This window comes from Pseudomonas sp. THAF187a (genome assembly GCF_009363395.1).
Lineage (GTDB): Bacteria > Pseudomonadota > Gammaproteobacteria > Pseudomonadales > Pseudomonadaceae > Aquipseudomonas > Aquipseudomonas khazarica.
This window is the reverse complement of sequence record NZ_CP045349.1, coordinates 4894373-4910279: the sequence shown is the minus strand read 5'-3', so window position 1 is coordinate 4910279 and position 15907 is coordinate 4894373. Positions and strand designations below refer to the sequence as shown.

General features: G+C 65.1%; 11 protein-coding genes. 6 read left to right on the top strand and 5 right to left on the bottom strand.

All coding sequences use genetic code 11. The features are described 5' to 3' along the window. The first annotated feature begins 36 nt into the window (after window positions 1-36). The 4 genes from FIV02_RS22945 (at window position 37) to cysW (ending at window position 3175) form a co-directional block, all read left to right on the top strand. A complete protein-coding gene (locus FIV02_RS22945; RefSeq protein ID WP_037051381.1) occupies window positions 37-252 on the top strand; it encodes a molybdopterin-binding protein in 216 nt (71 codons plus the stop codon). Between the two features lie 161 nt (window positions 253-413). After that, the gene (gene cysP, locus FIV02_RS22940; RefSeq protein WP_150606968.1) at window positions 414-1430 is read left to right on the top strand and encodes a thiosulfate ABC transporter substrate-binding protein CysP; all 1017 of its coding nucleotides are present in this window, start codon (window positions 414-416) and stop codon (window positions 1428-1430) included. 81 nt (window positions 1431-1511) lie between these two features. Continuing rightward, window positions 1512-2351: a sulfate ABC transporter permease subunit CysT gene (gene cysT, locus FIV02_RS22935; RefSeq protein WP_037051386.1), complete on the top strand. Its 840-nt coding sequence runs from the start codon at window positions 1512-1514 to the stop codon at window positions 2349-2351. Continuing rightward, window positions 2348-3175, top strand: a complete 828-nt coding sequence (gene cysW, locus FIV02_RS22930) for a sulfate ABC transporter permease subunit CysW (protein WP_037051388.1) — start codon at window positions 2348-2350, stop codon at window positions 3173-3175. Before cysT ends, cysW begins: the two co-directional genes overlap by 4 nt. Window positions 3176-3675: 500 nt before the next feature. Here cysW and FIV02_RS22925 read toward each other — a convergent pair whose 3' ends face one another. The 5 genes from FIV02_RS22925 to dibA all read right to left on the bottom strand — a co-directional run bounded on the left by FIV02_RS22925 (window position 3676) and on the right by dibA (window position 13461). Continuing rightward, window positions 3676-5358, bottom strand: a complete 1683-nt coding sequence (locus tag FIV02_RS22925) for a diguanylate cyclase domain-containing protein (RefSeq protein WP_152489881.1) — start codon at window positions 5356-5358, stop codon at window positions 3676-3678. Next, on the bottom strand, window positions 5351-5737 hold the full coding sequence (locus tag FIV02_RS22920) for a response regulator (RefSeq protein ID WP_152489880.1): 387 nt from the start codon (window positions 5735-5737) through the stop codon (window positions 5351-5353). Before FIV02_RS22920 ends, FIV02_RS22925 begins: the two co-directional genes overlap by 8 nt. 76 nt (window positions 5738-5813) lie before the next feature. Continuing rightward, complete coding sequence (locus FIV02_RS22915) at window positions 5814-10028, bottom strand: PAS domain S-box protein (protein WP_178114235.1); 4215 nt, start codon at window positions 10026-10028, stop codon at window positions 5814-5816. After that, a complete protein-coding gene (locus tag FIV02_RS22910) occupies window positions 10025-11158 on the bottom strand; it encodes a response regulator (RefSeq protein WP_152489879.1) in 1134 nt (377 codons plus the stop codon). Before FIV02_RS22910 ends, FIV02_RS22915 begins: the two co-directional genes overlap by 4 nt. A gap of 2 nt (window positions 11159-11160) precedes the next feature. Next, the gene (gene dibA / locus FIV02_RS22905; protein WP_152489878.1) at window positions 11161-13461 is read right to left on the bottom strand and encodes a phosphodiesterase DibA; all 2301 of its coding nucleotides are present in this window, start codon (window positions 13459-13461) and stop codon (window positions 11161-11163) included. A gap of 168 nt (window positions 13462-13629) precedes the next feature. Between dibA and desA the strand changes: the two genes are divergently transcribed. Further along, entirely contained in the window at window positions 13630-14820 is a 1191-nt protein-coding gene (desA, locus tag FIV02_RS22900; protein ID WP_047589594.1) for a delta-9 fatty acid desaturase DesA, read from the top strand. 110 nt (window positions 14821-14930) lie between these two features. Continuing rightward, window positions 14931-15902 carry a sensor domain-containing diguanylate cyclase gene (locus FIV02_RS22895; protein ID WP_152489877.1) on the top strand — a complete coding sequence of 324 codons (972 nt, stop codon included), beginning with the start codon at window positions 14931-14933 and terminating at the stop codon, window positions 15900-15902. Window positions 15903-15907: the final 5 nt, after the last annotated feature.

Here is a 15907-nt window from a genome sequence, read left to right as displayed (position 1 = left end):
TCCGGGTTGCATCAGTCGACCATCAGGAGAACCCGTATGACCATCAAAGCCATCAATGTGCGCAACCAGTTCAAGGGCACCATCAAGGAGATCGTCCTGGGTGACGTGCTCTCGGAAATCGATGTGCAGACCGCTGCCGGTCTCGTCACGTCGGTGATCACCACCCGTTCCGTGCGCGAACTGGAGCTGCAGGTCGGCAGCGAAGTGATCGCCTTCGTCAAATCCACCGAGGTGTCCATCGCCAAACTGTGAGGTGCCCCCAGCCGGCCTCGGGTCTGGAGGCCGGCTATTGGCTGAAGCTTTTGGTTATAAACAGAGAATTAAAAGATATTTTTCAGCTATAAGATTTTTCTGCAGAATCGTGCCATCAAATAGCCTGCCCGCAGGTTCCTCTTTCGATAAGGACGCCTTAGATGCTGAAGAAGATCGTTCTGGCCACCGTGGCCAGCGCCACCCTGCTGACCGGCTCGCTGAGCCATGCCGCAGCCGACACGCCATTCCACAACGCTTCCTACGACATCGCCCGCGAGCTGTTCGGCGAGATCAACCCCAGGTTCGTCGAGTACTGGAAGGAACAGTCCGGCAAGGACGTGAAGATCATCCAGTCCTTCGCCGGGACCTCGCGTCAGGCGCAGGACATCATCCAGGGCAAGAAGGTCGACGTGGTGACCTTCAACCAGGTGACCGACGTGGACATCCTGGCCAAGCGTGGTCTGCTGCGCAAGGACTGGGCCGAGCAGTTCCCCAACAACAGCTCGCCCTACTACAGCACCACCGCGTTCCTGGTCCGTGAGGGCAACCCGAAGAACATCAAGGGCTGGGACGACCTGATCCGCGATGACGTCAAGCTGGTTTTCCCCAACCCGAAGACTTCCGGCAACGCCCGCTACAGCTACCTGGCGGCCTGGCTGTTCGCCAACGAGAAGTTCAAGGGTGACGAGGCGAAGATCAAGGCCTTCGTCGGCAAGCTGCTGCACAACGTCGAGAACTTCCCCACCGGCGGTCGTGGTGCCACCGTGGCCTTCGCCCAGAACGGCCAGGGCGACGTGCTGCTGACCTTCGAGTCGGAAGTGATCAACATCGCCAAGGGCGACGAGTTCAAGTCCGCCAACCTGCAGATCGTGGTGCCGGAAGTCAGCGTGCTGGCCGAGTTCCCGGTGGCCATCGTCGACAAGGTGGCTGACGAGCGCGGCACCCGCGAGCAGGCCAAGGCCTTCCTCGACTTCCAGTACAGCAAGGACATCCAGCAACTGCTGACCACCTACAACTACCGTGTGCACAACCCGGAAGTGGTCGAGGCGACCAAGGCCCAGTTCGCCCCGGTACGCCTGATCAACCCCAACGATGTGCTGGGCAGCTGGGATGACATCACCGCCAAGCACTTCGACAACGGTGGTATTCTTGACCAACTCCTGGCTGAGGGCCGTTGATACTCGCCCTCGACAGCCGATTTTCAGGTTCGTTGGCCGCCTTCTTGGCGGCCAACTGCATTTGTAGAGCCGAGCTTCTTCGTGAGTAGATCGACGCTGTTCTTCCTGCAGACTCCGCTGTTGCCGGGCTTCGGCCTGAGCTTTGGCGTCAGCGTGCTGTACCTCTCCCTGGTCATCCTGCTGCCGCTGTCGGCGTTGCTCCTGTATGTCAGCGACATGACCTGGGCGCAGTACTGGTTCGCGATCAGCGACCCGCGCGTGGTGCAGACCTACAAGGTGACCATTTCCGCGGCCTTCTTCTCGACCCTGGCGGTGCTGGTGATCGGGTTGCTGCTGGCCTGGATCATCACCCGCTACGACTTTCCCGGTCGCCGCATCGTCGACGCGCTGATCGACCTGCCGTTCGCCCTGCCCACGTCGGTGGCCGGCCTGACCCTGGCCACGCTGCTGGTGCCCAACGGCTGGATCGGCCAGTGGCTCGGTTTCAAGGTGGCCTATGCCTATGCGGGGATCATCGTGGCGATGGTCTTCACCAGCATTCCCTTCGTCGTGCGCACCGTGCAGCCGGTGCTGCAGGACCTGGGCGCGGAGTACGAAGAGGCCGCGCGAACCCTGGGTGCCAACCGCCTGCAGACCTTCCGCCATGTGGTGCTGCCGACGCTGACGCCGGCGCTGGTCACCGGCGGCTCGCAGGCCTTCATTCGCAGCCTCGGCGAGTTCGGTGCGGTGATCATGATCGCCGGCAACATCCCCTACAAGACGGAGGTCAGTTCGCTGATGATTTTCGTCCGTCTGCAGGAGTTCAACTACCCGGCGGCCGCAGCCATCGCCTCGGTGATCCTGCTGGCGTCGCTGACGCTTCTGTTCATCCTGCAGGTCGTGCAGGGACGTCTGTTCGCATGGCAACGGCAAGGTCGATGAAAAAACCTCAAGATTGGCGCCAGTGGGCGCTGGTGCTGTCCGGCCTGGCCGTGGTGGCGTTGATCCTGCTGGTGCCGCTGGCGCTGATCTTCACCAAGGCGCTGGCGGGTGGCCTGGAGTTGCTGTGGAGCAACCTGGGCGAAGACTACATGCTGCATGCCATCGGCCTGACCCTGTTCGTCGCCGCCATCACCGTGCCACTGAACCTGTGCTTCGGCATCTGCCTGGCCTGGTGCGTGACGCACTACGACTTCCGTGGGCGCAAGCTGCTGACCACGCTGATCGACATTCCCTATGCGGTGTCGCCGGTGGTCGCCGGCCTCTGCTACCTGGTGGTGTACGGCCTGGAGAGTTTCATCGGGCGCTGGTTCTACGATAACGGCATGCAGCTGATGTTCGCCTGGCCGGGCATCGTCATGGTCACGGTGTTCGTCACCGCGCCATACGTGGCGCGCATCCTGATTCCGGTGATGCAGGCGCAGGGCCAGGACGAGGAAACTGCCGCCATGTGCCTGGGCGCCAGCGGCTGGCAGATCTTCCGGCGCATCAGCCTGCCCAAGATCAAGTGGGCGCTGCTGTACGGCGTGGTGGTGACCAACGCCCGTGCGGTGGGCGAGTTCGGTGCGGTATCGGTGGTGTCCGGCACCATCATCAACCAGACCCTGACCCTGCCGTTGCTGGTCGATCAGCTCAACAACGACTACAAGCCGGCCGCCGCCTTCACCGCTGCGGGCCTGCTGGCGTGCATGGCGCTGCTCACCCTGCTGCTGAAGACCTTCATGGAGTGGCGGCAGCGCAAGCTGATGCAGCGCGCCGAGGCCTGATCGCGGGAGGCGTTGTGGGGATGTGCAACGCGGCGTCCACCTGGCCTTCAATCGCGGCTGAAGCCGCTCCCACGATGCTCTTGCGCTGCGTTCAGCGCCGATTTCGTCCGCCATTTGTGGTTGCTCTGATCCCTTTGGTGGATGTGAAGAGCGACATCCACCCTACGATCGAGGTCTTGCGCCAGGCGACGCTGCCTGTAGGCGCGGCTTCAGCCGCGATGCACTTGCGCTGCGCTCAGGCGCCGATTACGTCCGCCGTATGCGGTTGCGCTGATCCCTTTGGTGGATGTGAAGAGCGACATCCACCCTACGGATCGAGGTCTTGCGCCAGGCAACGCTGCCTGTAGGAGCGGCTTCAGCCGCGATGCTCTTGCGCTGCGCTCAGCGCCGATTACGCCCGCCACTTGCGGTTGCGCTGATCCCTTTGGTGGATGTGAAGAGCGACATCCACCCTACGGATCGAGGTCTTGCGCCAGGCGACGCTGCCTGTAGGAGCGGCTTCAGCCGCGATGCTCTTCCGGCGTGGCGACCTGCACCTGGTTGCGCCCGCCATGCTTGGCGGCGTACAGCGCCTTGTCCGCGCGCTCGCGCAGTTGCTCGGCGTCGCTGTTGACGTCGGTCCCGGCAATGCCGGCGCTCAGGGTCACGGAGAACTCGCCGCCGTCGGCGATGAAGCGCAGTTCGGCAAAGCGCTGGCGAATCTCGTCGACGATCAGCCGCGCCTGCTCCGGCGTGCAGTCGGGCAGTACCGCGAGAAACTCCTCGCCACCGTAGCGTCCCAGGCTGTCGATGCGCCGCAGACGCTGGCGCAGCAGATTGGCCAGCGCGCGGATGACGTTGTCGCCGGCGGCGTGGCCGTGGTCGTCGTTGACCCGCTTGAAGTGGTCGATGTCGAGCATCACCACGCTGGTGCGGTCGCCGCTGCGCAGCGAGCGTTCCAGTTCGATGGCCACCTGCTCCTTGATATCGGCGTGCTTGAGCAGGCCGGTCAGGCTGTCGCGGGCCAGGGCGATGGACAGCAGGCGCGCACGCTGGGCACGGGAAAACACCGTGGCGACCAGCGCGTTGTCGGAAATGGGCTTGGTGATGAAGTCGTCACCGGCCTTGATCAGGGCGTTCATCTGCTTGCTGATGTCGGTCTCAGCCGACAGGTAGATGATCGGAATGCGCAGCCAGTCGTCGTTGCAGCGGATGATCTGCGCCAGCTCGGGGCCGCTGCAGTCCGGCATGTTGACGTCGAGCAGCACCACTTCCGGGTTGAAGTCGCGCAGGTGGGCGAAGATCTGCGCAGGTTCGCTGAGGATCTCCACCAGCATGCCCGCATCGCGCAGCACCAGGCTGTAGCGGCTGGCCAGGTCCTGGTCGTCGTCGGCGATCAGCACGCGGTATGGCTCGCCGCTCTGCTGGGAGAAACAGCGTTCCAGGCGGCTTTCCAGCTGGGGTATGTCCACGGGCTTGCTGAACAGCCCCATGGCTCCGGCGCGAACGGCCTGCAGCTGGGTGGCGAAGTCGTCCTGCTGGTCGGTGAGCACCAGCAGCGGCAGCGGTTCTTCCAGGCGCTCGCGCAGCTGGCTGGCGTAGTGCAGCCCGCAGCTGGCCTCGCCGGGCAGCTTGGCGTCGATGATCAGGGCGTCGGGCATCTGCTGCTGCAGGGCCGCGTCGAGGCCGGCGATGGAATTGAAGTGCTCGGCCTGGTAGCCGAAGTTGTTCAGCGTCTGGCGCATGCTCTCGCCAATGGCCGCTTCACCCTCGAGGATGTAGATGGTGCGGCTGCCGTCCTCGTGGCGGGGGGGCTTGCGTCCGCTCTCGCTCGTCTCGCTGCTCGCGCTGGCGTTGATGGGCTGTTCGCCGAGCGCCTGCAGGGCGCTGATGAAGTCGTTGAGCCCCTGTTGCTGGCGCGACTGGCGTTCCATCCAGCGTTCGGCATGTTGTTCCAGCTCACGCGCCTGCTGGCCGAGCTGGGTGAAACCGAAGGTGCCGGCGCTGCCGGCCAGGCGGTGCAACTGGTGGCGCAGTTCCAGCAGCACCCGCTTGCGCTCGACGTCGTCGGCCTCCAGCAGCAGGCCGCCCAGTTGCGCCAGGTGCGGCAGCTCCTGGCGCAGGCGCTCGCTGAACTGCTGGCTGAGCTGCTGCAGGTGCTGCTGCAAGGCCTGGGGTACGGCGCTGCCCTCGTGTTTATCCATGGCGCTGGTTCCAGATGTCCCGGACCTGGGCCGCGAGCTGCATGGGGTCGAAGGGTTTGATGATCACCCCATGGGCGCCCAGGCTGCGGTAGTGGGCAACTTCATCGGGCTGCACCTTGGCGGTCATGAAGGCGACCGGGATCTGCTCGGTGTTGACCAGTTGACCGAGCAGCTCCAGCGTCTTCGGACCGTCCATGCCGGGCATCATCACGTCCAGCAGGATGAAGTCGGGCGCAAAGCCCTGTACCTGGTCGAGGGCGTCCTGGCCGCTGGCGCAGGTCAGCACCTGAAAGCCGCCCACGGCTTCCAGGGCTACCTTGGCCACGGTCTGGATCGAGGGGTCGTCCTCGACGTGCAGGATGCGCTTGAGCTCGGTCATCGGCGGTACCCGGTGGTTGGCTGTTGTCAGCAGTGTGGTACAGCTTGGTCCATCTCGGCCAGCACTGCGAATGGATTCATGTTTCGGCGCGGTCCGCACGGGGCAGTTCGAACCAGAAGGTGGCGCCCTGGCCGGGTATCGAGTCGAAGCCGATACGTCCCTGCATGCGCTCGATCATTTCCTTGCAGATCGCCAGGCCCAGGCCGGTGCCGCCTTTCTGCCGGGTGTCGCCGGAGTCGGCCTGGGAGAACTTGGCGAAAATGCGCGAGTGGAAGGCCGCGGGAATGCCGGGGCCCCGGTCGCTGACGCTGACGCGCAGCCTGTCGCCGACCTCCTCCAGGCGGATGTCCACCTCGCCACCGGGCGGCGAGAACTTGGCGGCGTTGGACAGCAGGTTGGCCATGACCTGCCCCAGGCGCTGCGCATCGACTCTCACGCTGGCGTCGCCTTGCGCGTGCAGGACCAGGCGCACCTGATGCTGGTCGGCGTAGGGCTGGTTGTGCAGCCGCGCCTGCTCCAGCAGCGCTCGCAGTGGCCAGGGCCTGAGGTCGAAGTGCATCTTGCCGGCGACCAGTTTCTCCATGTCCAGCAGGTCGTTGATCAGTTCGCTGAGGCGCTGGCTGTTGGCCTGCGCGATGCTCAGCATCGCTGCCATGGCCTCCGGTACCGGACCGAGCGCGCCGCCGTTGATCAGCCCCAGCGAGCCGGCGATGGCCGTCAATGGCGTGCGCAGTTCGTGGCTCACGGTGGAGACGAACTCGTTCTTCATCTGCTCGATGCGCTTGCGCTCGGCGATATCGCGGATCACCGCGATGAAGCGAACCTGGCCCTGGTGGCTGATCTGCGAGACCGCCAGCTCCAGGGGGAAGCGCTCGCCGCTCTGGCGCAAGCCCTCGAGCTCGCGGGTCTGGTTGATCACCCGCGCTTCGCCGGTGTTCAGGTAGTGCAGGAGATAGCCATCGTGCGCGCTGCGGTGGGGTTCGGGCATCAGGAGGCTGACGTTGTGCCCGGCGACGTCGGCCTGGGTGTGGCCGAACATCTGCTCGGCCGCGTGGTTGAAGGTTTCGATCGTGCCCGAGCCGTCGATGGTGACGATGGCATCGATGACGTTGTCGAGCAGAGTGCTCAGGTAGTGCTCGCGCTCGCGGATGGCCCGTTCGGCGCTGACCCGCGCGCTGAAGTCCTGGATCTGCGAGACGAAGTGCACCGGTTGGCCCTCCGCATCGCGGACCAGGGACACGCTGAGCAGGCCCCAGAGCACGCGGCCCTGCTTGTCCACGTAGCGCTTTTCCATCTGGTAGGCGCTGATCCGCCCGGCGACCAGGTCCTCGAGGTTGTGCAGGTCGGCATCCAGGTCGTCGGGGTGGGAGAGGTCCATGAAATCGCTGTTCAGCAGCTCTTCGCGGCTGTAGCCGAACATGCGGCACAGTTCGTCGTTGACCTCCAGCCAGCGGCCATCCGGGGCGACCAGGGCCATGCCCAGGGGCGCCGTGTTGAAGGCGTTGCGAAAGCGCTGCTGGCTCAGGCGCAACTGGTCTTCGATGACCTTGCGCTCGCTGATGTCCCAGATGAAGCCATCGACCCAGAGCAGCCGGCCGTGCGTGTCGTACTCGCCGCGGCCCTTCTCGCGCACCCAGACACTGTGGCCGTCGGCATGGCGCAGGCGGTAGGTCAGCTCGAAGGTCTCCTTGAGGACGATGGCTTGGTCGGCCTGGTAGGTGATCGGCAGGTCGTCCGGGTGGATGACGCTGGAGAAGCTGCGCACGCGGTTGTCGATGAAGTCGCTGGACGGGTAGCCGGTGAGGCTGAGCACTTCGTCGCTGATGTAGCGCATGCTCCAGCTGCTGTCGTTGGCGCAGCGATAGACCACGCCAGGCAGGTTGGCGACCAGACCACGGAAGCGGCTTTCGCTCTGCTGCAGGGCGCGCGTGGCCTGCTGCAACGCGCTGATGTCGCTGGCCACGCCGAGGAAACCGATGGCCTGGCCGCTGGCATCGAGGATGACGCTGGTGGTGAGGTTGACCCGGTACTGGCTGCCATCCTGGTGCACGTAGGTCCACTGGCGGGTTTCCGGCTCGCCGCCGCGCGCATTGTGGACGAACACCTCGAAGCCTTCGATGCGTTCGCCGCTGCTGCGGCTCAGCTCTTCGGCCCGTGCCTCGAGCTCTTCGGCGAGGTGGAAGCGTTCGGGGGTCATCTGCCCGACGGCCTCGGCGCTGCTGTAGCCCAGCAAGCGCTCGGCGCCGGAGTTGAACAGGGTGATCAGGCCGTCGAGGTCGGTGGCGATGATCGAGACCCCGGTGGCCGAGTCCAGCAGCGTCTGCAGGAAGACGCGGGCCTCGGTGACCGCCTCTTCGCGCTGGCGCGCCTCGCTGACGTCGGTGTGGGTGCCGTACATCAGCAGGGGGCGGCCCTGTGCATCGCGTCTGGAGAGGCGCCCGCGTACCTGTATCCACAGCCAGTGGCCGTCCCGGTGCTGCATGCGGATCTGGCTGTCGTAGTACGCCACCTCGCCGGCGAAATGACGTTGCAGCAGGCGTTCGCTGGGCTCGCGGTCATCCGGGTGGCAGAGGCGCAGCCAGGTTTCCACCCGCGTGGGCTGCAACTCGTCCAGGCGATAGCCGAACATCTGCGCCCAGCGCTCGTTGAACACGGTCTCGCCGGTCTGGACGTTCCATTCCCAGGTGCCCACGTCGGTGCCTTCGATGATGCTGGCCAGGCGCTCCAGCAGGGCCTGGCGCGCCTGTTCCTGCTGGTCGCGTTCCAGGGTGGCGCCGACCCAGCGGGCGAACAGGCGCATGAACTCGCGCTCGCTGTCGTTGAAGGCGCGCTCCTGTACCGTGTGGTCGCAGAAGGCCAGGGTGCCGGCGCGGCGTCCATCGACCCAGATGGCGATGCCGATGTAGCTCTCCAGGGCGAACTTGCCGTAGCAGGCATGTGCGCGGTAGGGGGAGGAGGCCATGTGTTCGATGCTCAGCACTTCGTCCTGGGCATAGGCCAGGCTGCTGTAGGTCTCGTCGAGGGCGAAGGTCTGTTCGTCCTGGAGTTCGTCGCCGGGGGCGACCTGCACCAGCACCCGATAGCGTTCGTCCTCGATGAGACCGATGACCCCGATCTGCATGCCGAAGTAGTCCGCTCCCGTGCGCAGCGCCTCGCGCAGCTGCTCCTTGCTGCTCAGGCTGGAAAGCGCGGAGATTTCGTTGAGCGCATGCAGGGCGCGTTGCTGGCGTTGCAGCAGGCGCTGGGTGCTGTGGCGGGTGGCGCGCAACAGCACCAGCAGCAGGACTTCCGCGCTCAACCAGGCCAGGACCCATTTGCCGATCAGCCAGTGCTTGTCGCGAACGTGCACCGCGTACAGTGGGCTCACGTCCCGCCAGGCCAGCAGGGAGGCATTCAGCGGCCCGCCGGAGCGCGCCGTGAGGTCGACCAGCGGATAGGTACTCAGCAGGAAGTGGTGGCCTTCGTCTTCCTGCAGGCCGTGGCTATCGGCCTGGCTCGGTGTCGGCAGCAGGCCATTGCGTTGCCAGTGCATGGCCTGGGGGCGCGAGGCGCTGATCACCTGCCACTGCTGCGGGTCGCTGGTCAGGCCACGCAAGGCTTCACCGCTGCGGTGGGTCAGCTGGCTCGAGCGCAGGAGCAGGGCGACTCCGCCGCCCAGTTCCTGGTCGAACTCCCTGGGGGTGGCGAGCACGCTCATGGCCACCTCGAGCACGCCGATCTGCTTCGGTCCGTCCTGGGTCTCCACGGTCAGCGGGGTCATGGCATGCACGCTGACGTCGCCCAGGTTGTTGGAGCTGACGCCGGTCACGCTGTCGCCGTCGCGCAGGCTGTCTTCCACCAGGGGCTGGACGAGCCTGATGGTGTCGCCAAAGTGCCGCGGGTCATGCACGCGCAGCAGAATCCTGTCCCCTGGGGGCAGGTGCACGAAGAGGCGGAAACTGTGCTGGCGCTGCAGGTTGCGCCAGCGCGGTGCGAGGCGGGTGTAGAGCTGGTTGCGGATGTCGGTCAGTTGCTGCGGGCTGCCGTCGCCGAGGCTGTATGCCTGGCGGACCAGTTCCACCACCCAGGCATCGGCAGCCATCGCCTCGGCCAGCAGCTGGGCGCGTTCGTGCAGGCCTTTCTGCGAGCTGTGCAGGGCCAGTCGCAGCGCCTCCGCCTGCTTGTTCATCTGCAGTTGCCACAGCGCCTCGCGTTCGACCATCGCCTGGCGGCCGAGCAGGGCGAAGAGGATCGCCAGGCACAGGCTGCCACCGATGACGATCCAGCGGATCGGTCGCGGGTTCGTCCTCACCTGGCCGTGCCCCTGTCGATGCCGGCGAGCCGGAACAGACGGTCCAGTTCCTGCTCGCTGCCACCCTGCAGCTCCGCGCAGGCCAGGCGCATGATCACCGGGTCGCGCTTGCTGTTGCCAGGTGGCAGGGCGTAGCAGGCGCCGATCAGTTCGCGCAGCGGTGTCGGCAGGCGCCAGTGGCTCTTGAGCCGGTTGGCCAGGTCGGCACTGCAGCGCTGCAGGGCGCTGCCCAGGGTTTCGTCATCCAGCGCCTGGCCGGCATGACGCCAGCACTGTGCCTGGTACAGAACCGCCAGCTCCCCCATGCGTTGCAGCAACGCAGCGCTGCTCATGGCCGCTGCGTCGATCCTGGCGCTCTTGCACAGTTCCTCGATGCGCTGGCGCAGATACCGGGCCTGGGTGAACTGCTCGTCGCCCAGGCGTTTGAGGTCATCGTCCTGCAGGGCCGCCACGGGGCGTAGCGCGAGCCCCTGAACCAGGCTGAGCACCGTGCCTGGCCCGAGCCGGCGCAGCGCTTCCGGGAGGCTGATGCAGGGTTGCCCGCTGGCGTTGTAGCTGGCGTTGTTGGCGGCAGCGATCAGCCGGGCATGCACCGCCGGATCGTTCTGCCAGTGCTCCTGCAGTGCCTGCGTTGCCTGGTCGGGCTTGTGCAGCTGCTGGAACAGGGCATCGTGCAGGGGCAGGTCCAGGGCGCTGTTGGGCAGCCCCGCGAGAAACGGCAGGAAGCCACCTGTGGCAGGCACTGCGGCGTCAGCGGGTTCGTCGTGCTGCGGTGACAGCAGCGGGCGCAGGGTCTCGAGTACCTTGGGTACCTGAAAGGGCTTGCTGATGAAGGCGTTTATCCCCAGCCGGCGTGCCAGCAGCACGCTGTCCCGGTCGGAGCGCGCGGTAATCATCACCAGCGGGACGCTGGCGTCACTGCGGTGCGCGACCTCGAGCAGGCTGGTGCCGGGGCCGTCGGGCAGGTTCCAGTCGGCGATGACCAGCTGGGCCGGTTGACGCTTCCAGGCGTCGAGCGCATCGGCCAGCCGCGTGACGCTTTCGATCTGTGTGCTGGGGTGCAGGTTTTGGACGATCTGCTTGAGCAGATCGGCGATCCATGGATCGTCTTCCAGTATCAGCACCCGCATGCTCAATCCCTCGGCGTGAATGGGCTGTCGTGTGGTGAGGGCCCTTCCGGGTGGTCGCCTGTCCGGCGCTGTGCCGGTAGCGGTCTGCCGTAGTGGTAACCCTGACCATAGTCACAGCCTAGCTCGCGGAGGAACTCGACCTGACGAGGTGCTTCGATGCCTTCGGCCAGTACCTTCAGGCCCAGGCTGTGTCCAAGTGCAATGACGGCGCGGGCGATGGCCGCATCGTCGGTATCTTCGGGCAGGCCGCGGACGAAACTCTGATCGATCTTCAGCTTGTCCACCGGCAGGCGTTTCAGGCGTGCAAGCGAACTATAGCCGGTGCCGAAGTCGTCGATGGCCAGGCGTACGCCCAGGGCACGCAAGCGGGTCAGGAAGCGCAGGGCTGCATCAGGGTCTTCCATGATCGCGCTCTCGGTCACCTCCAGTTCCAGCTGACCAGCCGGAAGGCCGGTTTCGGCCAGGACCCGCGCCACCTTCTGGTCGAGTTCGCCACGGCTGAACAGGCGGCTGGAGATGTTCACCGCGACGAAACGCAGCGAGCTGCCCTCGGCATTCCAGCTCACCATCTGGCGGCAGGCCTGCTCCAGCACCCAGGCGTCGATGGCCGCGATCATGCCGTTCTCTTCGGCCATCGGGATGAACTCGGCCGGGGGCACCAGGCCGCGCTGCGGGTGCTGCCAGCGCACCAGTGCCTCCATGCCCACCATGTGACCATCACGCAGGTCATGCAGGGGCTGGTAGTAAACGCGCAGCTCCTGGTTGTCCAGAGCATGGCGCAGGCTGCTGGCCAACTCGACACGCTGGCGCGCGTAGTCGGTCAGTTCCTGCACATAGAACGCATAGCCCTCGCGGCCGCTGCTCTTGGCCTTGAACAACGCCGAGTCGGCATTGCGCATGATCTGCTCGACGCTGTCGGCTTCCCCCGGGAACAGGCCGATACCGATGCTGGCGCCGATATACAGCTCATGCCCGTCGAAACGAAAGGGCGCTTCCAGGCAGCGCAGCAGGCGTTGTGCCAGCTCCGCAGCCTGCGGCGCGGCGGAACAGTTCTCGGAGAGCAGGCCGAACTCGTCGCCCCCCAGGCGGGCCAGGGTGCAGCCGTTGGGAATATCCTGCAGCAGGCGTTCGCCGACCCCCTTCAGCAGGGCATCGCCGACGTTGTGCCCGAGGCTCTCGTTGATGTGCTTGAAATGATCCAGGTCGATCAGCAGCACGGCGCCGCGCAACCCTTCGCTCTTGCTGCGTTCCAGTGCATGGGCGACCCGTTCGGTGAACAGCAGGCGGTTGGGCAGGTTGCTCAGCGGGTCGTGGTGGGCCAGGTAGTCCAGCTCATGCTGCGAGCGCTTCAGTGCACTGATGTCGGAGAACACCGCCACGTAGTGACTGAGGCGCCCCTGTTCGTCATGGATGACGCGGATGCACTGCCACTGCGGATAGATCTCGCCGCTCTTGCGCCGGTTCCACACTTCGCCGCTCCAGGCCCCGCGATTTTCCAGCGCGTTCCACATGCTCTGGTAGAAGCTGGCGTCGTGGTGCCCCGAGTTGAGCAGATTGGGGCGTTGCCCGAGTATCTCCTCGCTGCTGTAGCCGGTGATGCGACTGAAGGCCGGATTGACATGGACGATGCGCTGGTCAGGGTCGGTGACCAGCACACCTTCCTGAGTGGCATCGAACACGGCAGCAGCCTGGCGCAGGCTGTCCTCGTTGGCACGTTGCTGGGTGACATCGCTGGCAATGCCGATAAAGCGCTGTGGCTGGCCATCCTCGTCGCGCAGCAAACGCCCGCGCGAGTGGATCCAGCGGTAGCTGCCGTCGGCATGCCGGAGGCGGTAGATGTTTTCGTACTGCTGATCGGTCCACTCGATACTGAGTGCCTGCATCGCACCTTCACGGTCATCCGGGTGCAGGCGCGCGGCCCAGTCGTCACGGGTATCGCCAAGAGCCTGTGGCGTCAGGCCGAGCAGCGCGGCGTAGCCATCGGAGAAGAATACCCGGCGCTTGGACACGTCCCAGTCCCACAGGCCGTCGTGGGTGGCATTGAGGGCCAGGCGCAGGCGTTCCTCGTTGCTCGCCAGCTCCAGCCGTGCGCGGCGATGCCGCTGGGCGTGGCGGTACAGCACCAGGTAGAGCAGGGCGCTGGTCAGCAGGACGAAGAACAGTCCCTTGAGTGATTGCAGGCGCTCCTGCTGCGCCACGGACAGGCCCAGTGCCGCCAGCAACTGGTCACTCAGGAGAACCCAGGCGCCTGCGAGCAGCAGGTAGACCAGGGTCAGACGCAGGGCGGCAAAGTCGATACGCATGGGGTGCAGGTCAAGCTCCCTTCAAATGGTGGGCAGTATAGATGGGGTGGGGCTGAAACATTCTTATCTAAAAGACCAACTGGTTTTCTGGCCTGGGTCAGGGATAATGCGATCAGGTTCGTTCTTGTAGGACAAACCGTGTTTCCCTATCAAGAGGCAACAGCATCCATGTGGTACAACGGTTTACTCGACCTTTCGGTCTGGCAGTTGGTGGCTGTGACCCTGCTGATGACGCACGTGACCATCGTCAGCGTCACGGTCTATCTGCACCGCTATTCGGCGCATCGTGCACTGGAGCTGCACCCCGCGCTCAAGCATTTCTTCCGTTTCTGGCTGTGGCTGACCACGGGCCAGAACACCCGCGAGTGGACTGCGATTCACCGCAAGCATCACGCCAAGTGCGAGACCGCCGATGACCCGCACAGCCCGGTCATCAAGGGGCTGGGCACCGTGCTGCGCAAGGGCGCCGAGCTTTACCAGGAAGAGGCGAAGAACCAGGAAACCCTGCGTATCTACGGCAAGAACTGCCCGGATGACTGGATCGAACGCAATGTCTACAGCCGCTACCCGATCGGTGGCGTGACCCTGATGGCGATCATCGACCTGGCCCTGTTCGGCGTGCTCGGCATGACCGTGTGGGCGGTGCAGATGATGTGGATTCCGGTCTGGGCCGCTGGCGTGATCAACGGTCTGGGCCACGCGGTCGGCTACCGCAACTTCGAATGCCGCGATGCCGCCACCAATTTGCTGCCCTGGGGCATCCTGATCGGCGGCGAGGAGCTGCACAACAACCACCACACCTACCCGAACAGCGCCAAGCTGTCGGTCAAGGCCTGGGAGTTCGACATGGGCTGGGCCTGGATCCGGCTGTTCAGTCTGTTCGGGCTGGCCAAGGTGCAGCGCGTCGCGCCCATCGCCCACCGGGTCGAGGGCAAGGGGAGTCTGGACATGGACACCGCCATGGCCATCCTCAACAACCGCTTCCAGATCATGGCGCAGTACCGCAAGCTGGTCATCGCGCCGCTGGTCAAGCAGGAGGTGGCCAAGGCCGACGAGTCCGTTCGTCACCTGTTCCGTCGCGCCAAGCGCCTGCTCTCGCGTGAGCCGAGCCTGCTGGAAGAGCAGCACCACGCGCGCATCGCCGACATGCTGGCGCAGAGTCAGGCGCTCAAGGTGATCTACGAGAAGCGCCTGGCCCTGCAGCAGATCTGGGTGAAGACCAGCAGCAACGGCCACGACATGCTGGAGGCGATGAAGCAGTGGGTGCACGAGGCCGAGGCCAGTGGCATCCAGTCGCTGCGTGACTTCGCCGAGCAGCTCAAGACCTACTCGCTGCGCCCGGCCGGCGTGGCTGCCTGAGCGCCGTTCGTTACACACGAAGGCCCGCCGAACGGCGGGCCTTCGTTTTTGTCCAAGAACTCGCACTATGATCATTTCAATGCGACGCGAGGGAAGGGATGGCTGTTGTAATGGATGCTGAAGGCAACGCTGTTTCCGAATTGGAAGAATTGACCTTGGCCTTGCTGCATAGCCGCGCCGAGGTCGAGCGCCTGGGCGAGCGCGAGCAGCTGTTCAGCAGCCTGCTCGGCAGCGTCAATGCCGTGCTCTGGGCGTTCGACTGGAACGAGCAGCGGATGATCTACGTCAGCCCGGCCTATGAACGCATCTTCGGCCGCTCGGCCGCCCTGCTGCTGGCTGATTACGGCGAGTGGCGCAACAGCATCTACCCGGACGATGTCGACTATGCGGCCGAGAGCCTGGCCAAGGTGCTGGAAACCGGGGCTGTGGAGAGTCGCGAGTACCGCATCATCCGTGCCGATGGCCAGCTGCGCTGGCTCAGCGACAAGTGCTTCGTCAGCCCCAGGGGAAGGCAGCAGCAGGGGCCGGTGATCGTCGGCATTGCCGAGGACATCACCGAGAAGAAGCGCCTGGAGGGCGAGCTGCACCGTCTGGCGACCACCGACGTGCTGACCCAGAGCAGCAACCGCCGGCATTTCTTCGAATGTGCCCGCCGTGAGTTCGAACACGCCCGCAAGTTCGGCAGCCCGCTGGCCTTTCTGTTGCTCGATCTCGACGACTTCAAGAAGATCAACGACCACTATGGCCATCAGACCGGCGACGATGTCCTGCGGCGCCTGGCGCACTGTGGCAGCAACGCGTTGCGGCGTGGCGACCTGTTCGGGCGCATCGGCGGTGAGGAGTTCGCCGCGCTGTTCCCGGGCTGTGAGCCGGATGTCGCACTGCAGGTGGCCGAACGCTTGCAACGCGAGGTGCAACGCCTCGGCTTCCAGCACGAAGGGACGAGCTTCCGCATCACGGTCAGCCAGGGGCTGACCAGCCTGCTGGCGGCCGATGCCAGCCTTGACGCGCTCTATGCGCGTGCCGATGCGGCCATGTACCTGGCCAAGCGCCAGGGCAAGAATCAGATCGTGGTCGGTTGATGACT